Consider the following 23,934-nt stretch of genomic DNA (forward strand, 5'->3'; position numbering starts at 1 on the left):
CCTCCCGCCCGTACCCCTGCCCGTCCGTACCGGGCTCGCCCGGGGTGTCAGACGCCCTTGCTGACCGAGCTCATGTTGAAGTCCGGAATCCGCAGCGCCGGCATCGCCGCCCTGGTGAAGTAGTCGCCCCACTCGCGCGGCAGCGTCCGCTCCGTACGCCCGGCCTCGGCGGCCCTGGCCAGCAGGTCGACCGGAGACTCGTTGAAACGGAAGTTGTTCACCTCACCGACGACCTCGCCGTGCTCGACCAGATACACGCCGTCCCTGGTCAGCCCCGTGAGCAGCAGGCTCGCGGGGTCCACCTCGCGGATGTACCACAGCGACGTGAGCAGCAGACCGCGCTCCGTCACCGCGACCATCTCGTCCAGCGAGCGCTCGCCCATGCCCTCGCCGAGGCCGTCCAGCACGAGGTTGCCGATGGCCGGTGCCACCGGCAGGCCCGTCAGCTCCGCGCTCTGCCGGGTGGTGACCAGCCGGTCGAGGCGGCCGTCCCTGATCCAGTTCGTCGCCGTCAAGGGCAGGCCGTTGTCGAAGACGGACGAATCGTCCCCGGACGCGTGCGCGATCACGAACGGGGCGCACTCCAGGCCCGGCTCGTCCGGGTCGCTGCGCAGCGTCAGCGGCAGCTGGGACAGCCGCTCGCCGACGCGGGTGCCGCCGCCGGGCCGGGAGAAGACCGTACGGCCCTCCGCGGCGTCCCGGGCCGCCGACGACCACAGCTGGTAGATCAGCAGGTCGGCGACGGCTGTGGGCGGCAGCAGCGTCTCGTACCGGCCGGCCGGCAGCTCCACCTTCCGTCCGGCCCAGGCCAGGCGGCGCGCGAGGTCCTCGTCGAGCGCGAGCGGATCGACGTCCTTGAAGTCGCGGGTGGCGCGGCCCGCCCAGGCGGAGCGCGTACGCCCGTGGGACTTCGCGTTCAGCTCCAGGGTGCCGTTGGGCTGGTCGTAGCGCAGCCGCACACCCGTGGAGGTGCCGAGATAGGTGGACGTCAGCTCGTGGTGCGCGAACCCGTACAGTTCCCGGCCGCCCGCGCGGGCCCGGGCGAAGGACTCGCCGAGCGCGGGCGCGAAGTCCGCGAACACCCCCGACGACGTCTCACCGGGGGCGCCCGTGAAGTCGTCGGACACCTCGGGGACGTCGATCAGCGGGCGCGCGTCGTCGGCGGGCTCCGCGCTCCGCGCCGCCGCCTCCGCGGCCCGTACGAGGGGCTCCAGGTCCTCGGCCGTGACGGCCGACCTGGACACCACCCCCGCGGCGGTGCCCCGCGCCCCGCCGACGGTGGCGATGACGGTGAGGGTGCGGCCCCGCGTCACACCGTTCGTGGTGAGCGCGTTGCCCGCCCAGCGCAGATTGGCCGAGGAGTGCTCGTCCGCGATGACGACGCAGCCGTCGGCGGCCGACAGGCCGAGGGCGCGCTCGACGATCTCGTGCGGTTCACTGACGGCGCTCATCGCCCTGCCTCCTGCGTGGTGTTGAGGATGTTGACCCCGCGGAACAGCGCGGAAGGACAGCCGTGCGACACGGACGCCACCTGGCCCGGCTGCGCCTTGCCGCAGTTGAACGCGCCGCCCAGCACATAGGTCGACGGGCCGCCGACGGCCTCCATCGAGCCCCAGAAGTCCGTCGTCGTCGCCTGGTAGGCCACGTCCCGCAGCTGGCCCGCCAGCCGGCCGTTCTCGATGCGGAAGAACCGCTGCGCGGTGAACTGGAAGTTGTACCGCTGCATGTCGATCGACCAGGACCGGTCGCCCACCACGTAGATGCCGTTCTCCACGCCGGAGATCAGGTCCTCCGTGGACAGGCCGGCCGGGTCGGGCCGCAGCGACACGTTGGCCATCCGCTGGACGGGGACATGGCCGGGGGAGTCGGCGTACGCGCAGCCGTTGGACCGCTCGAAGCCCGCCAGCCGCGCGATCCCGCGGTCCAGCTGGTAGCCGACGAGGGTGCCGTCCTTGACGAGGTCCCACGACTGGGCCTCGACACCCTCGTCGTCGTACCCGATCGTGGCGAGGCCGTGCTCGGCGGTGCGGTCGCCCGTCACGTTCATCACGGGCGAGCCGTAGCGCAACGTGCCCAGCTGGTCGAACGTGGCGAACGAGGTGCCCGCGTACGCCGCCTCGAAGCCGAGCGCGCGGTCCAGCTCCGTCGCGTGGCCGATGGACTCGTGGATCGTCAGCCACAGGTTGGACGGGTCGACCACCAGGTCGTACGAGCCGGCCGCGACGCTCGGAGCGCGCATCTTCTCGGCCAGCAGGCCGGGGATGCGCTCCAGCTCGCCGTCCCAGTCCCAGCCCGTGCCCGTCAGGTACTCCCAGCCGCGCCCGACCGGCGGCGCCAGCGTCCGCATCGACTCGAACTCGCCGCTCTCGCCGTCCACCGCGACGGCCGTCAGCACGGGGTGCAGCCGCACCCGCTGCTGCGTGGTGACCGTACCCGCGGTGTCCGCGTAGAACTTGTTCTCGTGCACGGTCATCAGCGAGGCGTCCACATGCGCCACGCCGTCCGCGCGCAGCAGCCGCGCGCTCCACTCGGCCAGCAGCCCCGTCTTCTCCCCGTCCGGTACCGCGAACGGGTCGACCTCGTACGCCGACACCCACGTCCGCTCCGCGTGGACCGGCTCGTCCGCGAGCGCCACCGGCCGGCCCGCCTCCCCGGACGCGCGCAGGACCTGCGCGGACAGCTTCGCCATCGCGACCGCCTGCGAGGCGACGCGCGCCGCCGCGTCCATCGTCCGGTCGACGCCGGACGCGAACCCCCAGGCGCCGCCGTGCACGACCCGCACCGCGTACCCGAGGTCGGTGGAGTCCGACGAGCCGGCGGGCTTCGCGTCCCGCAGCCGCCAGGACGCGTACCGCACCCGCTCGAAGCGGAAGTCGGCGTGCTCCGCCCCGAGCGCCCGCGCCCGCGCGAGGGCGGCATCCGCGAGCGCCCGCAACGGCAGCTCAAGGAACGACTGATCTACCTCATGGCGCACAGCGGCCACTCCCCGGACTCGGTACGTCATCGTCAACCCGCAGTGAACCACGCGGCTCCGACAGTCACCGCTCGTCCGCGGCGCCGGCGCCGGGCCGCGACTGTAGGGACCCGACAGTGCGGGTCCCCGGGCCCTGTCGGGGGCCGATCCCCGCCGCGAACGGCGCTGCGGGTAGGTTTCCGGGGTATGCACACAGCTAGGGAAAGGGTGATCCGTTGAGCCGCTCGGTTCTCGTCACCGGAGGAAACCGGGGCATCGGCCTCGCCATCGCCCGCGCCTTCGCGACGGGCGGCGACAAGGTCGCCATCACCTGCCGGTCGGGTGAACCGCCCGAGGAGCTCACCTCGCTGGGTGTGCTGGCCGTACGCTGCGACATCACGGACTCCGAGCAGGTGGAGCAGGCGTACAAGGAGATCGAGGAGAAGCACGGTCCCGTCGAGGTGCTCGTGGCCAACGCCGGCATCACCAAGGACCAGTTGCTCATGCGCATGTCGGAGGAGGACTTCACGTCCGTCGTCGACACCAACCTCACCGGCGCCTTCCGCGTGGTCAAGCGCGCCAACCGGGGCATGCTGCGGGCCAAGAAGGGCCGTGTCGTGCTGATCTCCTCCGCCGTCGGACTGCTGGGCAATCCGGGTCAGGCCAACTACGCCGCTTCCAAGGCCGGACTTGTGGGGTTCGCGCGGTCGCTCGCGCGGGAGCTCGGCTCCCGGAACATCACGTTCAACGTCGTGGCACCGGGCTTCGTCGAGTCGGACATGACCGCGGTGCTCGGCGACGATCAGCGCGACGCCGTCCTCGGGCAGGTGCCGCTCAAGCGCTTCGGGCTCGCCGAGGAGATCGCCGGCACCGTGCGCTTCCTCGCGTCCGAGGACGCCTCGTACATCACTGGAGCCGTCATTCCCGTTGACGGCGGATTGGGCATGGGTCACTGATCACATGAGTGGAATCCTGGCAGGCAAGCGCATCCTCGTGACCGGTGTGCTCACCGAGGCGTCCATCGCGTTCCAGGCCGCCAAGGTCGCGCAGGAGGAGGGCGCCGAGGTCATCCTGACCGGTTTCGGCCGGCTCTCCCTGGTCGAGCGCATCTCCCGGCGGCTGCCCAAGCCCGCGCCCGTCATCGAGCTGGACGTCACCAACCAGGAGCACCTGGACGCCCTCGAAGGGCGGGTGCGCGAGCACCTCGGCGAGGACGCGAGCCTCGACGGCGTCGTGCACTCCATCGCGTTCGGCCCGCAGGGCGTCTTCAACTTCCTCGGCGCCGAGTGGGACGACGTGGCCACCGCCGTCCAGGTGTCCGCCTACTCGCTGAAGTCCCTCACCATGGCCTGCCTGCCGCTCATGGAGCAGCGCGGCGGCTCCGTCGTCGGCCTCACCTTCGACGCACAGGTGGCGTGGCCCAAGTACGACTGGATGGGCGTCGCCAAGGCCGCTCTGGAGTCCACCAGCCGCTACCTGGCGCGCGACCTCGGCGCGAAGAACATCCGCTGCAACCTGATCTCCGCGGGCCCGCTCGGATCGATGGCCGCCAAGTCCATCCCCGGGTTCAGCGACCTCGCGGACGTCTGGAACCACCGCGCCCCTATCGGCTGGGAGCTCTCCGACCCGGAGCCGGCGGGCCGCGGCATCGTCGCCCTCCTGTCGGACTTCTTCCCGCGTACGACGGGCGAGATCGTCCACGTCGACGGCGGCGTGCACATGATGGGCGCCTGACAGCGGCAGCGCGCCGGGGCCCTCCTCGGGCCGCGTGTCCTTACGGGCCGTGACCGTTCGACTCGAAAAGCCCGGCACCTCCCCCCAGACTTGAACCGACGGATGATCCTTCCGCTCGGGGCGGGCAGGAGGTGCCGGGCTTCATGCGTGTGCGCCACCGCAGGACAGCAGCTCTCACCACAGCCGTACTGATCGCCGCGGGGTTCACAGCGGCCCAGGAGACGCGGACACCCCGGAGGACGGAGGCCTTCGCACCGGCGCGCGGTGCCGGGCAGGGCCGCGCCGCGGAGCCCGTACACCCGTCGGCCCGGTCGGACGGCCCGACGCGCTCCGACAGCTCGGACGGCCCGACCCGCTCCGACAGCTCGAACCGCTCCGGCACCGACGTACTCGCCGGGCCGGCCGGTCCCACCGGGCCCGCGGGCCCCGCCACCTGCCGTATCCGGGTCACCGGTTCGCACGTCATCGCCTACTGCCACAACCCCGACCCCGCGACCGACCGCGTCCGGCTCCACGTCGAATGCGCGCGATGGTGGGACATCGACGCGGACAGCGCGCCCGCCGACATCCCCGCCGCCGGTTACGCGCGGATCGCCGAGCGGTGCTGGAAAGAGATCGCCTCGGTGTGGGTCAGCCACGAGCCCGTCCGCAGTGCACCCGCCCCGCAGGCGTCCCCCGGGCGTGTTCCGGAGAAGCGCGCCCCCGTCACCCGCGCGCCCGCGCCGCCTCCGGCGGGCAGCTGAGCGCGTGGCTCGCGGCCTCCGCCGCCGCCGTGTCCCCGTCCCCGGCCCGAAGGGCCTCCACCAGCCGGTCGTGGTCCATCAGCCCGTCGGGCCCGGGCGCGTCCCTCACCCGGTCGCGCAGCAGCTCGCGTACGAGGTCGCCGAGGTCGGCGCAGAGCGCCGTCAGGACGTCGTTGTGCGCGGCGGACACCACCGCCAGGTGCAGCGCCGTGTCGGCGGCGACGAAGCCCTCCAGGTCCACCGCGTGCCACGCGCTCGCGCGCCGGTCCAGGAGCACCTCCAGCTGCCGCAGGTCGCGCTCCGTGCGGCGCTCCGCCGCCAGCCGCGCCGCCGACGACTCCAGGGCCGCGCGCGCCTCCGCCACCTGGACCGGGTCGACCCCGGCGAACCTGCGGTGCATCACCCCGGCGAGCTCACTGGTCGCGACGACGTACGTGCCCGAGCCCTGCCGGATGTCCAGCAGTCCGGTGTGGGCGAGAGCGCGGACCGCCTCCCGGACGGTGTTGCGGGCGACGCCGAGCTGCTCGGCCAGTTCCGGTTCGGTCGGGATGCGGGAGCCGACCGGCCACTCGCCCGAGGCGATCTGGTTCCGCAGCTGGGCGATCACCTGGTCGGAGAGCGCGGAGCGCCGGGGGACGGACAGCGGCATGGTTCCTCATCTCATGGGAGCTGTCGCACGGGGTCTGTGTCACGGGGGTGTCGCACGGGAGCTGTCTCATACGGGCTGTCTCACAGGAGGTGGACAACCAATCATCCCATGATTCTATGATAGTGCCATGATGGACGACGCCGACCCCCCGACCCGCGCCGCGCGGACCGCGAAGGCCATGGAGGCAACCGCACGGGCCCCGAGGGCCGCGAAGGCCCCCGAGACCCTGAAAGCGGCCATCGCCGCGGACATCGCCGCCGGAGAGGACGCCGAGGAGGCCGGGGCCCTCTCCGTCCCGCCCGGCCTGCCGGGGCGCCGGCCCTCGGGCGGACGGGCCGCGTGGGTGTCCCCGTTCGTGGCGGTCAGCATGTTCCTCGCCGCGCTGAACCTCAGGCCCGCGATCGGCAGCCTCGGCTCCCTGCTCGAAGAGGTCCGCGACGGTCTGCACATGAGCGGCAGCGTCGCCGGGGTGCTGACCTCGGTGCCTCCGTTCTGCTTCGCGGTGTTCGGCTTCGCCGCGCCCCGGCTCGCCCGCCGCCTCGGCCCCGGCGCGGTCGTCTGCGCGGGCCTCGCCGCCGTCACGGCCGGCCTGCTGATCAGGCCGTACGTCCCGAGCACCGTGCCGTTCCTGGCGGCGAGCGCGCTGGCGCTGGCCGGCATCGCCGTCAGCAACGTGCTGATGCCGGTCATCGTCAAGCGGTACTTCCCGGACCGCGTCGGCACCATGACCGGCCTCTACTCGATGGCCGTCTCGCTCGGTACCGCCGTCGCCGCCGCGGCGGCGGTACCGCTGACGGACGCGCTCGGCGGCAGCTGGCGCACCGGCCTCGCGGTCTGGGCGCTGCTGGGGGCGGTGGCCCTGGTGCCCTGGCTGTTCCTCGTCAGGGACCGCAGCGGGTTCGAGGGGCGGGCGGGGCGGGCGCCGGGCCCCCCCCCCCCGGCGGGGGGGGGGGGCGCCGGCCCGCGCGGCGCGGGCGGCGCGGGGGGGCGCGGCCGGCGGCCCGGCGGCCGGGCGGGTCGGACCGCCGGGGGAGGAGGCGGCCGAGGCGGGCCTCCCCAGCCTCCTGCGCAGCCGGACCGCCTGGGCGCTCGCGGTCTTCTTCGGCCTCCAGGCCACCGGCGCCTACATCACCATGGGCTGGATGTCCCAGCGCTTCCGGGACGCCGGAGTGTCCGCCGACACCGCGGGCGTGCTGCTCGCGGTGATCATGGTGATGGGCGTACCGCTGGCGTTCCTCATACCGGGCCTCGCCACACGCCTGCGCCACCAGGGACCCATGGTGATCGGTCTCGGCGTCTGCGGCCTGATCGCCTTCGGCGGGCTGTACGCCGCGCCGGTGGGCGGCGCCTGGGTGTGGGCCGTGCTGCTGGGGGTGTCCAACTGCTCGTTCCCGCTGGCCCTGACCATGATCGGGATGCGTTCCAGCACCGGGGCGGGGGTCGTGCGGCTGTCGGCGTTCGCGCAGAGCACCGGCTATCTGATCTCCATACCCGGGCCGCTGCTCGTGGGCGTCCTCTACCAGCACACGGGCGGCTGGACCTGGCCGCTCGCGCTCATGGCGGGCCTGCTGCTGCCGCAGATGGCGGTGGGGTGGCTCGCCGGGCGGGACCGGACGATCGAGAGTGAGGCCGGGGTGGGAGACTGAGCGCATGCCAGTCCTGGAACCCTCACCCCAGAACGGGCAGCGCAAGCTGCTCTACGTCTTCGGCGCGATCTTCGGCATCCTCGCTGTCATCGCCATCGTCGCGACCATCGCGTCGCCGTGACCATCGTTTCGGCACGGTCGTCGTTCCGCGCCGACCTGGTGCCCCGGTGAGCCGCTGACCCGGTGAGTCCGTGGCGCTGTGGTGTGCTGACCCGGTGGCACTGTGCGAGCCCGGCGGGCCGCGGGAGGCCGGTGGGACGGCCCGGCGGCGCGCTTCCGCGGGCGGGGGTGGTGCTGGCCCCCCTGTCCCCTAGGGGGCCAGGGTCAGGGGCCAGTGGGTGGAACACCGGATGGGAAAGGCGCCGCACGCTCCGTAGGTTTTTCCGTGACAGGAATTGTCGAACAGCGGACGACCCACGGAGGCGGTCATGTCGGTGCGGACCCGGTCCCGTCGCCGGAGCACGGGCGGTGCGGGCGGCACAGCAGGTTCGGTCGGAGCGGTTGGTGCGGCCGGTGCGTCGCGGGCGTACCTCAGGCTGCCGTGGTGGGCCGTCGTGCTTCCCGCGACCGCCTTCTTCGCCCTCCTGACCGTGGTGGGGAGCCCGTCCCAGGCGCATGCGGCGGACGGTGGCGACATGCTCGCCCGGCTGCTGCGGGAGATACAGCTCGTGCTGTTCCCGTAGCCGTCCGGCAGCCCTCGCGGGGACATCAACACCCAGCGCCCGGGGGCGCATTTCATGCGAAGCTGGTGTGCATGAGCGCCGACACACCACGCAGGATCGTTCTCCTCCGCCATGCGAAGGCCGACTGGCCCCAGGTGTCCGACCATGAACGGCCGCTGGCCGAGCGGGGCCGTACGGAGGCCGCGACGAGCGGGCGCAGGCTCGCGGACACCGGCATCGGTTTCGACCTGGCTCTCTGCTCCACCGCCGTGCGCACCCGGGAGACCTGGAAGATCGCGGTGCACGAGCTGCCGCACCGCCCGAAGACGGTGTACGAGGAGCGGATGTACGAGGCGACGCTGGGTGACCTCCTCGCGCTGGTGAACGAGACGCCGGACGACGTCGCCGATCTGCTCCTGATCGGACACAACCCCGGCATGCACGCACTGGCGGACGTGCTCTCGGCCGGCGCGGAGGGCGATGCGATGGCGCGGATGACGCAGGGCGGGTTCCCCACGGCGGCGTTCGCCGTGGTGGGTTTCGAGGGCAGCTGGAAGACCGTCGAGCACGGGGCAGGACGGCTGCTGGACTACTGGGCCCCGCACGACTGACCCGGGCCCGCCGCTGACCCGGGCACGCGAGCGATCCGGGCCCGCGGCCGACCTGGGCCCCGGCCAGCAGGGCGGCTGCTGCGAGCGGCACGACGGCGCGCTTCGCTCCGGCGGGCCGGACGGCCCGGACGGGGGGTCGATACATCGTGTTCTCCTCGGCTTCAGAAGCCTGTGGGGGGTGGGGGGAATGGAAGCGAACGGTGGCGTGGAGCGCCGGCTCGCTGCCGCGAGCAGTGATCGTGGAACGTCACGTGCGCGGAGTGGCCGACGAGTTCGCGGGGCCGCACACCGCCCGCCTACGCCTGACGCACGGTAGCGGGGGGGCGGTCGCCGCGGGAGGGCCGTACGACCGCGACCTCGCCACCGCTGACCGCGTCGACCGGCAATCGACCGGCAGGAGGCGCGCGAGCGCTCCGGGCTCACAGGCCCCACGGGTCCAGCGACCCGGCGGACCCGCGAGCCGTCGGAGCTGCGACCTGGCGGAGCTGCGAGCCGGTGGAGCTATGAGCCGGCGGACCGACGGGCGGTGACGACCGACGGCCCCTTCGACTCACCGGCCGACCGGCGCATCGAGCGGCCTACTTGAGCACATAGTCGTCGTCCAGAACAGCGCCCTTCTCCGGCTGGGTCTCGTCGTAGCCGTGGGCATCGCACTGCAGGCCCCCGTTGACACAGTGTGTGACCATGGCGGCGAGCGTGGCGTCGTCCCAGCCGTCGAAGAAGTCGTAGTGGAACGAGTGTCCCGTGCCACTGGACAGTCTGACCTGCGACATGTCGCCGTTGACCGGCCACGCCATCTTGAACTCGATCATCGGCAGCGCGACGGGGTGGTCGTCCGGGCAGACGTTTTGGTTATTGCCCGTGGCCACCGGATAGGCCATGTGGCTCTTGTGATCCGGCGTGTCCAGGTGCAGGCCGTCCCAGCAACTCGGCGCCTGGAGCCGGAGGTTGAGCTGGGTGTCCGGCGAGGTGGGGCAGGTGGCGGGGAAGTCGAAGTTCTTGTACGACGTCCCGCACTCCCAGCCTTCGACCGTGCCCTTCAGGTTCTTGAACTGATCGAGCGTCTGCATCGGGTCGCCGACGACGAAGCGCAGGCCCTTCGGGAAGGGGCGCACACTGGTGTAGTCGGTGACACCGGATTTGTAGTAGATCGTCTGGGGCCCGACCGGGAGAATCTTCTGATCCCCGTTGTACAGACTCGGCATCCAGTAGGCGGACTTGTCGCCCGGTGCGAGGCAGGCCGTGCCGGCGGTGTCCAGCGACGCGGTCGTCGTGTCGGCGTTGGTGCCGGTGTTGCCCATGAACGTGTGGTCGTGGGACTTCCCCGGCTGCCCGGGGAAGACGATCGGGTCGTCGGGCAGTGTGTGGTCGGCGGCGCATTTCGCCTGGAACTCGTGGAAGTACGCGTGCGGGGGGTCATAGGTGGACGGCGTGACACCGGTGACCGGCGGGTCGGCCATGATGTAGCCGTCACCGTCCGGATCGTCGCCCGACGCCTGGGTGGAGGCGGGCATCTTCATGCCTGCCATCCGCGCGTCCGCCGCGGCGTGCACGGCGGGTACCGCGTGCGTCGCGGCGGCGCTGTCCCCCGACGCGCTTCCCGTCGTCGCGATGTCGGCCACACCGATCGCGGTCAGGCTCGTCGCGGTGAATAAGAGCAGTCCGGAGAAGACTCTGGACCTCCGTGCCATGGAGACCTCCTGCTGCTTTGTCCTGGAACTCGGGAACGGGCCACCGGCGGAATGCCGCCTCGGCGGCGACCGGTGGCCGCATTGGGAGAGCGCTCTCCCATCTCCGGAGTGTTCCGCCCATGACGAGAACCTGTCAAGAGACGAACCCATAGGTTCTGTGGACCACGGACTGATCCGACGGTGGGCCCGGGGGGATGCGCGTGCGAGGGGCGCGGGACACCGGCGGTGTCGACGGGTCCGAGGGTCGTTCGTTCACCGGGCGCGGGCGGTCAGCACAAGGACGTGTGCGGTCGGCGCATGGCCGTGCGGCCGGCGCCCGCACGAGCGGGTCCGGCGATGCCCTCGGAGAGCGAAGGGAGGCGTCTTGCGCGAAGGGACGCGTCTTACACAGTGGGCCGGTGCCCGCGCGCCGCCCGTCGCGAATGCCGGGCCGACGAGCGGCTCCCGGCCTCTCCGGACGTCATCGATCCGACCGCGCCCCGGACGGAGGCTCGGGCACCCGCAGGCGCACCGTCGCCATCCGTCGGCGGCACTTCAGCCGGCGCGCCGGCTCCCACCGTCCGGTACGAGTCCCGGGCGCGGAGAGCACACCGGCTCGGGCGCCACGGCCAACTCCTCGCATGCCGCGTTCGACTGCGGAGCGGCACGTTTTCCACTCGGCGCAGGACATCGCCCCGGGGGCCGCGCTCGCAACGCACCCCCGCAGACGTTCACCAGGTCCCGGACGGCGACGGGAAGCGGCACCGGCTCACTTCGGCGCGTGGTCTCCCACATAGAACAGGAGCCAGATGAAACCCGCGAAGAGGTGCGTGACCCCGATGTAGATGAACAGACGCCACATCACACCGCGTTGCTTCCACCGCTCCAGGTCGAACTCCTTGGCGGGTTTCCCTGCGGGCGCCCCGGTCGACGCCTCGGGCGCCGCCTCTTCGTCCGCGGCTCCGCTCACGGTCCCGCCACCGCCTCGCGATCGGCGTCCCGCAACTCGGTCAGCAGATCCTGCTGGCCGGCCAGCATCTCCGTGAGAATCCGCCGCGCCGCCTTGAGCAGGTCCGCCACATCGGGCCCCGCGAGCGCGTACACGACCGTGTCACCCTCGCGGACGGAGGTGACGATGCCCGAGCGGCGCAACACCGCCAGCTGCTGGGACAGGTTGGAGCGCTCGACCTGGATCTCCGCCAGCAACTCGCGGACCGGGAGCGGCCCGTCCTGCAACAGCTCCAGCACGCGGATGCGCACCGGATGCCCCAACATCCTGAAGAACTCGGCCTTGGCCTGGTACAACGGAACCGGCAACGCCCTCAACCCCTTCGCCCCTCGTCCGCACCGGACGCCGCGTCCCGCACGTCGATGCCGTGGGTCCTGGCCACGCGCAGCCCCTCCTCCAGCTCGTCCACGGCCAGCGCGATCGCACGCGCGTCATGGGCGGCCACGGCGTCCAGCACATCCCTGCGCGCCGCACCCACCCGTGCCAGCACGGCCTCGGTGAACTCGTCCACTCGTCCGCCTCCTCGCGCTCCGCATGCCCGGACCCGACCGCCGGTCGCCCGGCACGACTCGCCACGTCACGAGGATCATCCGAAGCAGCATGTCACCAATTGAAGACTTTTTCAATCCACTGTCACGCCCCTCGGGCGCGGCACCGGCGGCGGCCACCGTCCGGAGGCAGGACCGGCCTCCTGGCGGCGGGACCCGCCGGCCGATACCGACCGCCCGCTCCTCCCCCGCGCGCCACTCCCGCACCAGGTCAACTCCTGGGCCGCGTCCGGACATCACGAGGCGCACATCATTTTCGAAAGGTCCAAGAAGGTCCAGGACGGGATGTGGCAACGCGGCGATCACTGGGATAGCGTGACTAACGGTTGAGGCCTGCAGGACGGGACGTCACCAGGGGTGGCGGGTTTCCGGATCGAACGGTCCGGTCGAGTGATCCAGCCGGACGAGCCGCCCGGGTCGGCCCACCGGGAGCAGGCCAGTCGGGACCAGGAGAAACATCGTGACGTCGGCACAGCTGCGGGCCTATCTCGCGACAGTACGAGGCGGTTCACTCAAGGCCGCGGCCGCGGACCTGGACGTGTCGGAGGCCGCGATCTCCATGCACATCGCCCATCTGCGCAAGGAACTCGGCGACAAGCTGTTCACCAGGGAGGCGAGCGGGCTCGCCTTCACCCCCGGAGGTCTGCGGCTCGCCAGCCGCGCCGCGGAGATGCTGGGGCTCCAGCGCAGGACCGTCCTGGAGGTCAGCCAGGCGGGGGGTGGCCGCAGGCTGCTGCGGGTGGCGGCGTCGAGCCTGTTCGCCGAGCACGCCGCGCCCGGGCTGATCGAGCTGTTCGCCAACCGTGCGAACGACCTGGACGTCGAACTCAGTGTGCACAGCCCGCAGGACTTCGCGTCCCTGCTCGCGTCCCGCGCGGTCGACGTGGCGGTGGGTCCACCGCCTCCCACGCTCGACGCCTCCCTCACCTGCCTGCCGTTCCTGAACTACCAGGTACTCGCCGTCGTCTCGGCGGACCATCCGCTCGCGGGCCGGCAGGTGGACGCGGCCGAACTGCGTGAGCAGACCTGGCTGCTCGGGCCCTCGGCGGTCGGCAGGCTCGGCATGGTCCCGGTGATACTGCGCCGGCTGTCGGTCCCCGAGGAGCACCAGCGCATCTTCCAGAGCCACGCCGCGGCGGTCGAGGAGGCCAAGCACGGCCGCGGGATCGCCCTCGGCGTCGCCTTCGCCGTGTCGAAGGACGTCGCGGACGGATCGCTCGTACAGGTCAAGGGGCCTTCCCTGCCGGCCCGCGGCTCATGGAACGTCCTGACCCTGACCGAGCGCGACACGACGCCCGCCGCGGCCGAGCTGACCCGCTTCATCACCACCCCGCGCGCCACGCAGGCGATGCTGCGGGGCACCGGTGTCACGGCCGGACGGTTCAAGCCGGCCATCCACGTCACCCTGTGGAGCTGAGGCGCGGGCCGCGCGCCGCACTCCCCCGGGTCCTCGCGGTGGTGAGCGTCCCCAGCGACTCCCGCAGCGCGGAGAAGGTCCCGGCGGGCAACAGCGCGTCGCAGTAGGGCAGCGCGGCCGTCATCGTCGTCGTACGGGGGACGAAACCGGGCGCGGACGCCCGGGGGTTGAGCCACACCACCCGGTGCGCGCGGCGGCTCAGCCTGTCCATCGCCGCGGCCAGCGCCTCGGGCCTGTCGCTGTCCCAGCCGTCGGAGGCGATGACGACGACGGCGCCGCGCAGCAGGCCGCCGTGGTGTGACGCGAGCAGATCACGCAGGCAGGTCGCGATCCTCGTACCGCCGAACCGGTCCTCGACGCGCTCCGTCGCCTCGTCGATCGCCGTCTCGGCCGACCGGTGGGCCAGTACGGCGGTCAGCCGCGTCAGCGACGTGGCAAACGCGAAGACCTCCGCGTCGGTGCCCCGCGTCAGCGCGCGCATCAGGTGCAGGTACGCGACGGCGTGCTGCTGCATGGACCGGCTCACGTCGCACAGCATGACCACGCGGCGCGGCCTGCGGACGGGTGCGGCCCGTACGAGCCGCACCGGCTCCCATCCGGTGTGCCGCGCGCGTGCCACCGTCGCCCGCAGCAGTACGCGGGAGCCGCCGCGCCGCTCGTCGAACCGGCGCGAGCGCCGTGTCGGCCAGGTGCGCAGCGCCTGTTCGAGCCACTGCCCGAGCAGCGCCGTCTCGTGCGGCGCCAGCTGTTCGAAGGGCACGTCGGCCAGGCTCACGAGCGCGGCGGGGAGCCGCTCGGGCACCGTGAGGGAAGACGCCTCCTCCTCCTGCTCGGCCGGGGCGACGACGCGGGGCGCCGTCACCCAGGGGAGCCCCGCGCCCTCCGTCTCCGTGCCGGCGCCCGCGGGCAGGGAGGCGTAGCGGTCGTCTCCGCTCCGGGCGTGCCCGCCCAGGCCGTCCCGGCGCGCGTTCGGATCGACGCCGAGCACGGCGTCACCGAACACCGCCTGGAACACCTCGTCGAAGACGGCGAGTTGGCCGTGGTCGTGGACGAGGCAGACCCGGGCCGCCCAGTACAGCGACGAGCGGTCCAGGGACGGTACGGAGTCCAGAGCGCGCACCAGGTCGTCGAGAGCGCTCAGTCCGGCCCGTACGCCCCGTGACCGCAGACGGTCGGCGAGCGCGACGGCGAAGGCGGCCCGGTCGACGGCGGGCAGCAGGGGATGGGCCGGCTCCTCCATCGGCTCCTCACCGCACGATGAGATAGATGATGGCGGCGATCACGATCGCCGCGACGATCACCACCGGGATGAGCCGCTTGTAGACGGAGCTGCCTGCGAGGCTCATGAGATCGAGCGCCTCCGGCTCCTCGTCCGTACCGCTCGTCCGCGCCGGTCGCACCGGCCGGTCGGCGGCGGTGTCCGAGGTGCCCGACGACCGGTCCGAGCCGTAGGACGCCTCTCCCGCGGTGCGCTCCGGAACGGTGGTGGCCGCGGCCGGCGCGACGGCCTGGGGCGCGGGCGGCGGGGTGTACGGCGTCGCCTGGGCCGGGGAGGCCGTCCCTGCGGCGGGAGCCGACGGCGCGGGGGCCTCGGTGGCCGTCGCGCCCGCCGCCGCGCCGGTCGGCGCCGCCACCGTGTCGGCCGAGGACGGCGGGGGCTCGGTCGCCTCCCCGGACGTGTGCAACTGCTGCTCCAGGTTGGCGACGAACTGGCCGAGCAGCTTCTCGGAAATCTCCTTGATCATCCCGCTGCCGAACTGCGCCAGTTTGCCGGTGATGTTGAGGTCGGTGACGACGCCGACGGCCGTGACGTCGGCCTCGGGCGTCAGCCGCAGTTCGATGACCGCCGAGGCGTTGCCGCCGCCCCTGGTGTCCTTGCCGCGTGCGTTCACGACCGCGCGGTGCGCGGTGTCGTCCTTCTCCGCGAACCGCGCCGTCCCGGCGAACTGGCTGATCACCGGCCCGACCTTGACCCGTACCTTCCCCTTGTAGTCGTCCCCGTCCACGCCGGTGAGCTGGGCACCGGGCATGCACGGGGCGAGCCCCTCCAAGTCGGTCATGGCCGCCCAGACCCGTTCGACGGGCGCGCTGACCTTGAACGCGTTCTCGATCTTCATGGCTGCCTCACTTCCTCTCCGGCCGGCTCCTGCGGGGCGGTGCGCCCATCGGAGTCGAAGTCGTCCAGCGCCTGGGTGATGACGGTGCGGTCGTCGGCGCTCTTGGCGATGGTGCTGAGGGTTCCCAGAACGTCCGAGCGGGCGAGCCGCGTCACCTGGAGCGCGGTCAGCGCGGACACCCAGTCGATCGCCTCGGCCATGCCGGGCGGTTTGTCCAGGTCGAGAGCGCGTACCCGGCCGATGAAGGCGGTGGCCGACGCGATCAGGGGTTCGTTCGCCTCCCGCACGGTGCGCCGCAGGATCTCCGCCGCGCGCTCCGGCGGCGGGAAGTCGATCCAGTGGTACAGGCAGCGCCGCCGCAGCGCGTCGTGGAGCTCGCGGCTGCGGTTGGACGTCAGCACCACGATCGGCGGGGTGTCCGCCGTGAACGTGCCGAGTTCCGGGACCGTGATCGCGTTCTCCCCGAGGAACTCGAAGAGGAGCGCCTCGAACTCGTCGTCGGCCCGGTCGATCTCGTCGATGAGCAGGACCGGCGGTACGGGCCCCCGGTGGCGGACGGCCCGCAGCAACGGCCGGTCCTGGAGGTACTCCTCGCTGAACAGGTCGGCGTCCTTGAGTCGCGTCCGTGCCTCGTTGGCCTCGGTGAGACGGATCGACAGCAGCTGCCGCTGGTAGTTCCACTCGTACAGCGCCTCGCTCGCCGTCAGGCCCTCGTAGCACTGGAGCCTGATCAGCTCGGTGTCCAGTGTCCTCGCCAGCGCGAGGGCCGCGCTCGTCTTCCCCACGCCGGGCTCGCCCTCCACGAGCAGCGGCTTGTGCAGGATGCCGGCGAGGAACAGCGCGGTGGCCGTACCGTCGTCCACCACATGGCCGACCGCGTCGAGCCCCCGGCGCACGGCTTCGGCGTCCCGGAAGAAGATCCCCGCCTCCCTCACCACGCCGCCACCGCCCCGCGGCGCGCCGGGCGATCCTCGTGCGCCGCGGCTTCCGCCAGCAGGGCCTCGTAGTCGTCCCAGGTGTCCACGTCTCGGGGGACGTTCCGGTCCACGGGGTGCTCCACGACCGGGACGCCGCCGCTGTGCAGCAGCTTCCAGACCGCCTTGTCGCCGTGCAGCGCCCGGAGCCGGCCGAACAGTTCGCGGTGGAACCACAGCGGATGGCCCAGGGCGTCCTCGCGGTAGCGGCAGAGGCCGGCGGGCGAGGCCCGGGACGCCCGCACGAGTGCGTGCACGTCCTCGGGCCGTACGCCCGGCTGGTCCCCCAGCAGCAGGACGACACCGTCCGCGCGGGGGTCCACATGGGCCACGGCCGTCCGCACGGACGACCCGCAGCCGGCCGTGTGTTCCGGTACGTCGATCACGGTCTCCGTTCCGGTGAATCCCGTGCGCTCACGGATCTCGGTCGCGAAAGCGCCCACCATGACGAGCAGTTGGTCGAAGCGGCAGGCCCGCGCCGTGTCGAGCGACGCGTCGAGCAGGGTCGCGGTGCCGTGGAGGGGCAGCAGTTGCTTGGGACGCCCGAGGCGGCGCGAGCTGCCCGCCGCGAGCAGCACACCTGTGGTGAACACCCTCACCCCACCTGCTCTTTCGCGTAGCGGTCCTTGCAGTGGCCGCTACAGAACCAGTGGTCGCCGTCCTCGTCCTCCAGGTGGGGGGTGTCCGGCATGACCGTGACCGTCATGCCGCACACCGGGTCCTGCACCTGCACCGGGGCGGTCGTCGCGCCGGCTCCGGTTTCGGGGACGGCGGCGGGGCCCGTGGCGCCGGCCGCGGGCTCGGAGCGGGAGCGCACCGACGCCACCACGCCCGCCATGATGGACAGGGCGACCTCGGGGACGGTGCGCGCGCCGATGTCGATGCCGGCCGGGGTGCTCACACGGGCCCGCTCGGTGCCGTCGAGGCCGAGTTCGTCCAGTACGGCCGCGCCTCTGCGGCGGCTGGCGACCAGCGCCACATGGCGCACCCCCGCGTCGAGCGCGGCGCGGATGGAGCGCTCCTCGTCGCGGCCGTGACTGGCCACCACCACGGCGGCGGCCTGCCCGGGCGGGGCGCCCGGCTCCGGACGCTCCGCCGCGTATCCGAGCACGCCCGCCAGCGCCACCACCGCCTCCGCGACCGGGGTGTCCCCGACGACCGCCACGAGCGGCGGCGGCAGGACGGGCCTGAGGAAGATCTCCAACGCCCCTCCCGACAGGCACGGGTTGACCACCACGCGCGCGCCGGGCGACTCGGGGAAGGCCGCCTCCCCCTCCGGCAGTACGCGCAACAGCACGGCGCTGCCGTCCGAGAGGGCGGCCAGGGCGGCGGTGCGCACGGAGCTCTCCGCGCACACACCGCCCACGAAGCCGTCGATGGTCCCGTCCGCGTACACGATGGCCTCGTCGCCCGGATGCGCCGACGTGGGCTTCTGGGCACGCACCACGGTGGCGTGCACGAACGGGACACGTTGGCCCGACAGCTGGAGAACGCGTTCTCCCACCTTCTGTGACATGGGCGCCGCGTACGCCTTCGTGGTCACGACCGTCTCCTCCCTCAGTGTGCTCGTTCCAGCGGCGGACGCGCCCGCCCCGCGATCTGCTCCGGCCCGGTCCGGCCTGATTCGGCCTGATTCGGCCTGGTCCCAACGGAAGGCCCTAGATCGGCGGTGTGGCCCGGCCCTGCATGGCCTCCCACACCCGGGAGGGGGTCAGAGGCATGTCCGCGTGCCGGACCCCGAACGGCTTCAGGGCGTCGACCACCGCGTTGACGATGGCCGGCGGCGAACCCACCGTCGCCGACTCGCCGACGCCCTTCGCCCCGATCGGGTGGTGCGGCGAGGGGGTCACCGTGAACCCCGTCTCCCAGTCGGGGACTTCGAGCGCGGTCGGGATGAGGTAGTCCATGAGCGAACCGCCGAGGCAGTTCCCGTCCTCGTCGAAGGAGATCATCTCCATCAGCGCCATGCCCACGCCGTCGGTGAGCCCGCCGTGCACCTGCCCCTCGATGATCATGGGATTGATCCGGGTCCCGCAGTCGTCCACCGCGATGAACCGCCTGACCTTGACGGCCGCGGTGCCCGGGTCGATGTCGACGACGCAGATGTACGCGCCGTGCGGATAGGTGAGGTTCTCCGGGTTGTAGCAGATCTGCGCCTCAAGGCCGCCCTCGATGCCCTCGGGCAGGTCGGCCGCGCCGTGGGCGCGCATCGCGATGTCCTGGATGGTGACGGAGGCCGTGGGGTCGCCGGTGACGTGGAAGGAGCCCTTGTCCCACTCCAGGTCGGCGACCGACACCTCCAGCATCCCGGAGGCGATGATGCGCGCCTTGTCCCGTACCTTCCGCGCGACGAGGGCCGCCGCGGCACCCGACACCGGGGTGGAGCGGCTGCCGTAGGTGCCGAGCCCGAACGGCGTCTGGTCGGTGTCGCCGTGCACCACGTCGATGTCGTCCGGCGGAATCCCCAGCTCCTCCGCGACGATCTGCGCGAAGGTCGTCTCGTGCCCCTGTCCCTGTGACTGTACGGACAGCCGGACGACCGCCTTGCCCGTGGGATGGACGCGCAGTTCACAGCCGTCGGCCATGCCGAGGCCGAGAATGTCCATGTCCTTGCGGGGACCGGCGCCGACGGCCTCGGTGAAGAACGCGACGCCGATGCCCATCACCTCGCCACGGGCCCGCTTCTCGGCCTGTTCCGCGCGCAGTTCGTCGTAGCCCGCGATCTGCGTCGCGAGGTCCATCGTGGGCGCGTAGTCGCCGGAGTCGTACACCCAGCCGGTCTTGGTGCGGTACGGGAACTGCTCGGGCCTGATGAAGTTCTTCTTGCGCAGCTCGACGGGGTCCATGTCGAGTTCGTAGGCCAGGCAGTTGACGATCCGCTCCACCAGATACACGGCCTCGGTGATGCGGAACGAGCACGCGTAGGCGACGCCGCCGGGAGCCTTGTTGGTGTAGACGGCGGTCATCTTGCAGTGGGCGGCCTCGATGTCGTAGCTGCCGGTGAACACACCGAAGAAGCCGGCCGGGTACTTCACGGGCGCCGCCGTGCCGTTGAAGGCACCGTGGTCGGCGAGGACGTTCGTGCGGATGGCGAGGATGCGGCCGTCGCGCGTCGCGGCGATCTCACCGCGCATGACGTAGTCGCGGGCGAAGCCGGTGCTCGTGAGGTTCTCCGAGCGGTCCTCCATCCACTTGACCGGCTTGCCGAGCAGCAGCGAACCGACGATCGCGCAGACGTAGCCGGGGTAGATCGGCACCTTGTTGCCGAAGCCGCCGCCGATGTCCGGCGAGATCACCCGGATCTTGTGCTCGGGCAGCCCCGCGACGATCGCGTAGAGCGTGCGGTGCGCGTGCGGTGCCTGTGTGGTGGACCACAGGGTGAGCTTGCCGTCCACGGCGTCGTAGTCGGCGAGTGCGCCGCAGGTCTCCATCGGCGCCGGGTGGACGCGCGGGTAGACGATGTCCTCGCTGACCACCACGTCGGCGCGCGCGAACACCGCGTCGGTCGCCGCCTCGTCGCCGGTCTCCCAGTCGAAGCAGTGGTTGTCGGTCTTGCCCTCGATGTCGTCCCGGATCAGGGGCGCGTCGGGGGACAGCGCCGTCCGCACGTCCACCACGGGGTCGAGCGGCTCGTAGTCGACGTCGATCAGCTCCAGCGCGTCCCGCGCGGCGTAGCGGTCCTCCGCGACGACGAAGGCGACCTCCTGGCCCTGGAAGCGCACCTTGTCCGTGGCGAGCACCGCCTGGACGTCGTTGGAGAGCGTCGGCATCCAGGCGAGGTTCTTCTCCGCCAGCATCGCACCCGTGACCACCAGCTTCACCTTGGGGTGCGCCTCGGCGAGGCTGGTGTCGACGGACAGGATCCTGGCGTGTGCCATCGGTGAGCGCAGCACCGCGAGGTGCAGCATTCCGGGCAGTTGCACATCGTCGACGTAGCGGCCCTTGCCCCGTACGAAGCGGGGGTCCTCCTTGCGGAGCATGCGGCCGTGGCCGACGGGCTTGTGGTTGTTGTCCTCGAAGGCGGTGGCGGTGGCGTTGTGCGTGACGGTGGTCATGAGGCGCTCTCCGGTGCGGCCGTCGATGTGAGACTGGTTCGGGTGCCCGCCTCTTCCGCGGCGGCCCACTGGACGGACCTGACGATGGTGGCGTAGCCGGTGCAGCGGCAGATCTGCCCCGAGATCGCCTCCCGGATCTCCGGCTCCGAGGGGTGCGGATTGCGGTCGAGCAGAGCGCGGGCGGTCATCATCATGCCCGGTGTGCAAAAGCCGCACTGGAGGCCGTGGCACTGCATGAAACCCCGCTGCACGGGGTCGAGTTGGCCGTCCTGCTCCAGGCCTTCCACGGTGCGGACGTCATGGCCGCCCGCCATCGCGGCCAGTACGGTACAGGACTTGACGGGCTCGCCGTCCAGCCACACCGTGCACGTACCGCAGTTGCTGGTGTCGCAGCCCCAGTGGGTACCGGTCAGGGCCAGATGGTCGCGCAGGAAGTGGACCAGCAGCAGCCGCCCCTCGATCTCCCTGGTGACCTCTTCACCGTTGACGGTCATCGTGACCTGCATGTTCACACTCCCTGTCCGTCGCCCGGCGCGGGCGGCCCGTCGGTCTCGACCGGCCGCGCCAGGGCCCGCGCCACCGATGTGCGCAGCACCCGCGCGGTCAACTCGCGCACCAGATGGCGCTTGTAGTCGGCGCTGCCCCTGCGGTCGGTGACCGGGTCGCTCGCCTCGGCGGCGAGTTCACCCGCCCGGACGTACAGCTCCTCGGACGGCGGCAGGCCGCGCATTGCGTCGGCGATCCCGGGGATTCCCGCGGTGTTGGGGCCGACCGCCGCGAGTCCGACGCGCGCGTCGGCCACGGTTCCGCCGTCCATCCAGACGGCCGCGCCGGCCGAGACGACGGCCCAGTCGCCGGCCCTGCGCTCCACCTTCTCGTAGGCGCTCGATCCGCCCGACCGGATCGGGAAGCGGACCTCCGTCAGCATCTCCGCGTCCCCGACGGCCGTCTCGTACGGCCCCCGGTGGAAGTCCGACATCGGCACGACGCGCTCGCCGTCGCGGCCCCGGATCACACACGACGCGTCCAGCGTGGTGCACACGGCCGACAGGTCCTCGGACGGGTCCGCCTGGCACAGCGAGCCGCCGAGCGTGCCGCGGTTGCGTACGACCGGGTCGGCGATGACCCGTTCCGCGTCGCGGAAGATGGGGAAGGCGGCGGCGAGCGCCTCCGACTCCAGCAGCTCGCGGTGGCGCGTCAGCGCCCCGATTCTGATCAGCCCGGGCTCCACCTCGATGTATCCGAGCTGCTCGTGCAGATCGTTGATGTCGATCAGGTACTCGAAGTTGGCCAGCCGCAGCTTCATCATCGGCAGCAGGCTGTGACCGCCCGCCACCAGCTTGGCCGTGTCTCCGAGCCGCTCCAGCAGGCCGACCGCCTGGTCGACACTGCTCACACGTTCGTATTCGAACGGTGCGGGAACCTGCATCCATGACTCCCCTGGCCGGTGCCCCCCGGGCAGGGGGCTTGTCTGCCCTATTGGGTGCCCTGCGGCCACGTGACGTCAACGGAGGGTTAAGTGATCGCTTAACCCGCCGTTGACGGGCGCCGCGCGCGCTTCGCATCCTCAAGCGCACGGTGGAGACGTCAGGAGCGCCCCGGTGACCGGGACCGCGCCGGCGGACCGGCTTTCGAAACGGGCCGGGCCGGGAGCAGTTCCCCGGCCGGGAGAGGAGCACGCGTGTGGGACATCGCGGACGGCATCGACCCCTGGCTTGCGTCGGGCACGCGCTTCGCCCTGGCCACTGTCGTCGGCACCTGGAAGTCGGCGCCGAGGGGTCCCGGCGCCGGTATGGCGGTGTCGGAACACGGCGATGTGGTGGGCAGCGTGTCGGGCGGCTGCGTCGAGGGGGCCGTCTACGAGCTCGCCGCCGAGGTGATCCGGACCGGCACGCCCGCGCTGACGACGTACGGGATCAGCGACGACGACGCGTTCGAGGTGGGTCTGACCTGCGGCGGCATCATCGAGATCTTCGTGCGTCCGGCGGGGCCCGGCCATTTCGCCGACCTGCCCGAGGTTCTGGATGCGGTGCGGACGTCGCGTCCGGTCGCGGTCGCGTCGGTGATCCCGGGCCGTCCGGCGCGGGAGCTCGACCTGGTGGTGAGCCCGGACGGGGTGACGGGCACTCTCGGGGACAGCCGCCTCGACACCGCGGTGGCGGAGCGGGCGCGCGGGATGCTCGCCCGCGGGACCAGTGCCGTCCTGCGGATCGGGGAGCACGGTGAGGAGCTCCGGAGCGAGCTCTCCGTCTTCGTCCAGTCGTTCGCGCCGCCGCCGCGTCTGCTGGTGTTCGGTGCCATCGATTTCGCGGGCGCGGTGGCACGGCTCGGCAAGTTCCTCGGCTACCACGTCACGGTGTGCGACGCGCGGCCGGTGTTCGCCACCCGCAAGAGGTTCCCCGACGCGGACGACCTGGTCGTGTCCTGGCCGCACACCTACCTCGAACACACCGCGGTGGACGAGAACACGGTGATCTGCGTCCTCACGCACGATCCCAAGTTCGACATCCCGCTGCTCACGCACGCCCTGCGCACACCGGCCCGCTATGTCGGCGCCATGGGAAGCCGCCGCACGCACGAGGACCGCCTGCACCGGCTCGACGAGGCCGGCGTCGACAGGGACGCGCTGCGCAGGCTCGCCTCCCCCATCGGGCTCGATCTGGGCGCCCGGACCCCGGAGGAGACGGCGGTCGCGATTCTGGCCGAGGTCATCTCGCTGCGCTGGGGCGGCACCGGCCGCCGCCTCAGGGAGACGACGCCGCTGCCGATCCACCACTGACCGGCGTACGGGGGGCCGGTCCACTCGCCCCCCGTACGCCACCCGCGTCCGCCCGGTCGCGGCCGGGCCGGCGGGGGCCGGGCGGCCTCGGCCCCGGTGGTCAGGCCAGCGTCCGGTAGAGCGCGAGGTGGCTCAGGGCCGCCGCGCGCCAGGTGTGGCGGGCCGCGAGGCGGCGGCCCGCGAGCCGGTGCCGTCCGCGCTCGTCGTCCGGTGCCTCGATCGCGGCGGGCAGCTGCCGGGCGAACGCGGCGGCGGGGGGGGGGGCCCCCCCCCCCCCCCCGGCCCCCCCCCCCCCCCAACCCCCCGGGGGGGTTCAAGCGAAAGCCCGTAACCCCCCACACGTTGACCCGGGGACAAACCCCGCCCC

Annotated in this window: 23 protein-coding genes and 1 pseudogene; 9 read left to right on the forward strand and 15 right to left on the reverse strand. The window is 72.2% G+C overall.

Annotated elements, in window-relative coordinates; all coding sequences use genetic code 11:
• Positions 1–47: 47 nt before the first annotated feature.
• Entirely contained in the window at positions 48–1,451 is a 1,404-nt protein-coding gene (locus tag LCE31_RS04745; RefSeq protein WP_225012690.1) for a metallopeptidase TldD-related protein, read from the reverse strand.
• Entirely contained in the window at positions 1,448–2,974 is a 1,527-nt protein-coding gene (locus tag LCE31_RS04750) for a TldD/PmbA family protein (protein WP_225012691.1), read from the reverse strand. The genes LCE31_RS04745 and LCE31_RS04750 overlap by 4 nt, the downstream gene beginning before the upstream one ends.
• A 215-nt stretch (positions 2,975–3,189) precedes the next feature.
• On the opposite strand from LCE31_RS04750, the gene fabG reads away from it, so the two are divergent.
• From fabG to LCE31_RS40755, 3 genes are all read left to right on the forward strand, one after another.
• Positions 3,190–3,909 carry a 3-oxoacyl-[acyl-carrier-protein] reductase gene (gene fabG, locus LCE31_RS04755; RefSeq protein WP_225012692.1) on the forward strand — a complete coding sequence of 240 codons (720 nt, stop codon included), beginning with the start codon at positions 3,190–3,192 and terminating at the stop codon, positions 3,907–3,909.
• A 4-nt stretch (positions 3,910–3,913) separates the two neighbouring features.
• Positions 3,914–4,687, forward strand: coding sequence for an enoyl-ACP reductase FabI (gene fabI, locus LCE31_RS04760; RefSeq protein WP_225012693.1), 774 nt, complete (start codon positions 3,914–3,916; stop codon positions 4,685–4,687).
• 143 nt (positions 4,688–4,830) lie between these two features.
• Positions 4,831–5,430, forward strand: a complete 600-nt coding sequence (locus LCE31_RS40755) for a hypothetical protein (protein ID WP_308042194.1) — start codon at positions 4,831–4,833, stop codon at positions 5,428–5,430.
• On the opposite strand, the gene LCE31_RS04770 is transcribed toward LCE31_RS40755, so the two are convergent.
• On the reverse strand, positions 5,393–6,079 hold the full coding sequence (locus LCE31_RS04770; RefSeq protein WP_225012694.1) for a FadR/GntR family transcriptional regulator: 687 nt from the start codon (positions 6,077–6,079) through the stop codon (positions 5,393–5,395). The genes LCE31_RS40755 and LCE31_RS04770 overlap by 38 nt on opposite strands.
• Positions 6,080–6,446: 367 nt before the next feature.
• Between LCE31_RS04770 and LCE31_RS04775 the strand changes: the two are divergent.
• From LCE31_RS04775 to LCE31_RS04785, 4 genes and pseudogenes are all read left to right on the forward strand, one after another.
• Positions 6,447–7,725 (forward strand): annotated as a pseudogene (locus LCE31_RS04775) (CynX/NimT family MFS transporter).
• A gap of 4 nt (positions 7,726–7,729) precedes the next feature.
• A complete protein-coding gene (locus tag LCE31_RS40290; protein ID WP_263631434.1) occupies positions 7,730–7,846 on the forward strand; it encodes an SGM_5486 family transporter-associated protein in 117 nt (38 codons plus the stop codon).
• Positions 7,847–8,153: 307 nt separating this feature from the next.
• Positions 8,154–8,408: a hypothetical protein gene (locus LCE31_RS04780; RefSeq protein ID WP_225012695.1), complete on the forward strand. Its 255-nt coding sequence runs from the start codon at positions 8,154–8,156 to the stop codon at positions 8,406–8,408.
• A 71-nt stretch (positions 8,409–8,479) separates the two neighbouring features.
• A complete protein-coding gene (locus tag LCE31_RS04785; RefSeq protein WP_225012696.1) occupies positions 8,480–8,998 on the forward strand; it encodes a SixA phosphatase family protein in 519 nt (172 codons plus the stop codon).
• Between the two features lie 578 nt (positions 8,999–9,576).
• On the opposite strand, the gene LCE31_RS04790 is transcribed toward LCE31_RS04785, so the two are convergent.
• The 4 genes from LCE31_RS04790 to LCE31_RS04805 all read right to left on the reverse strand — a co-directional run bounded on the left by LCE31_RS04790 (position 9,577) and on the right by LCE31_RS04805 (position 12,188).
• Positions 9,577–10,689, reverse strand: a complete 1,113-nt coding sequence (locus tag LCE31_RS04790; RefSeq protein WP_225012697.1) for a DUF1996 domain-containing protein — start codon at positions 10,687–10,689, stop codon at positions 9,577–9,579.
• Positions 10,690–11,437: 748 nt separating this feature from the next.
• Complete coding sequence (locus LCE31_RS41125) at positions 11,438–11,638, reverse strand: DUF6126 family protein (protein WP_374118409.1); 201 nt, start codon at positions 11,636–11,638, stop codon at positions 11,438–11,440.
• Positions 11,635–11,985 carry an ArsR/SmtB family transcription factor gene (locus LCE31_RS04800; protein WP_225012698.1) on the reverse strand — a complete coding sequence of 117 codons (351 nt, stop codon included), beginning with the start codon at positions 11,983–11,985 and terminating at the stop codon, positions 11,635–11,637. The genes LCE31_RS41125 and LCE31_RS04800 overlap by 4 nt, the downstream gene beginning before the upstream one ends.
• Positions 11,986–11,990: 5 nt before the next feature.
• Complete coding sequence (locus LCE31_RS04805; RefSeq protein ID WP_225012699.1) at positions 11,991–12,188, reverse strand: hypothetical protein; 198 nt, start codon at positions 12,186–12,188, stop codon at positions 11,991–11,993.
• Positions 12,189–12,685: 497 nt separating this feature from the next.
• On the opposite strand from LCE31_RS04805, the gene LCE31_RS04810 reads away from it, so the two are divergent.
• Positions 12,686–13,642 carry a LysR family transcriptional regulator gene (locus LCE31_RS04810; protein ID WP_225012700.1) on the forward strand — a complete coding sequence of 319 codons (957 nt, stop codon included), beginning with the start codon at positions 12,686–12,688 and terminating at the stop codon, positions 13,640–13,642.
• On the opposite strand, the gene LCE31_RS04815 is transcribed toward LCE31_RS04810, so the two are convergent.
• The 8 genes from LCE31_RS04815 to LCE31_RS04850 form a co-directional block, all read right to left on the reverse strand.
• On the reverse strand, positions 13,626–14,882 hold the full coding sequence (locus tag LCE31_RS04815) for a vWA domain-containing protein (RefSeq protein ID WP_225012701.1): 1,257 nt from the start codon (positions 14,880–14,882) through the stop codon (positions 13,626–13,628). The genes LCE31_RS04810 and LCE31_RS04815 overlap by 17 nt on opposite strands.
• 7 nt (positions 14,883–14,889) lie before the next feature.
• A complete protein-coding gene (locus LCE31_RS04820) occupies positions 14,890–15,759 on the reverse strand; it encodes an SRPBCC family protein (RefSeq protein WP_225012702.1) in 870 nt (289 codons plus the stop codon).
• Positions 15,756–16,697, reverse strand: a complete 942-nt coding sequence (locus tag LCE31_RS04825) for an AAA family ATPase (protein WP_225012703.1) — start codon at positions 16,695–16,697, stop codon at positions 15,756–15,758. Before LCE31_RS04825 ends, LCE31_RS04820 begins: the two co-directional genes overlap by 4 nt.
• Positions 16,691–17,326 carry a nucleotidyltransferase family protein gene (locus LCE31_RS04830; RefSeq protein ID WP_225012704.1) on the reverse strand — a complete coding sequence of 212 codons (636 nt, stop codon included), beginning with the start codon at positions 17,324–17,326 and terminating at the stop codon, positions 16,691–16,693. The genes LCE31_RS04825 and LCE31_RS04830 overlap by 7 nt, the downstream gene beginning before the upstream one ends.
• Positions 17,327–17,328: 2 nt before the next feature.
• Positions 17,329–18,276 (reverse strand): XdhC family protein, encoded by a 948-nt coding sequence (locus LCE31_RS04835; RefSeq protein WP_225012705.1) that lies wholly within the window; start codon positions 18,274–18,276, stop codon positions 17,329–17,331.
• Positions 18,277–18,391: 115 nt separating this feature from the next.
• Positions 18,392–20,788, reverse strand: a complete 2,397-nt coding sequence (locus LCE31_RS04840) for an aerobic carbon-monoxide dehydrogenase large subunit (protein WP_225012706.1) — start codon at positions 20,786–20,788, stop codon at positions 18,392–18,394.
• Positions 20,785–21,294, reverse strand: a complete 510-nt coding sequence (locus LCE31_RS04845; protein ID WP_225012707.1) for a (2Fe-2S)-binding protein — start codon at positions 21,292–21,294, stop codon at positions 20,785–20,787. Before LCE31_RS04845 ends, LCE31_RS04840 begins: the two co-directional genes overlap by 4 nt.
• A gap of 2 nt (positions 21,295–21,296) precedes the next feature.
• Positions 21,297–22,217: an FAD binding domain-containing protein gene (locus tag LCE31_RS04850; protein WP_225012708.1), complete on the reverse strand. Its 921-nt coding sequence runs from the start codon at positions 22,215–22,217 to the stop codon at positions 21,297–21,299.
• A 252-nt stretch (positions 22,218–22,469) separates the two neighbouring features.
• On the opposite strand from LCE31_RS04850, the gene LCE31_RS04855 reads away from it, so the two are divergent.
• Entirely contained in the window at positions 22,470–23,567 is a 1,098-nt protein-coding gene (locus tag LCE31_RS04855) for an XdhC family protein (protein ID WP_225012709.1), read from the forward strand.
• The last annotated feature ends 367 nt before the right edge of the window (positions 23,568–23,934 follow it).

Origin of the sequence: Streptomyces sp. 8L, assembly GCF_020176795.1 — a bacterium.
GTDB lineage: Bacteria > Actinomycetota > Actinomycetes > Streptomycetales > Streptomycetaceae > Streptomyces.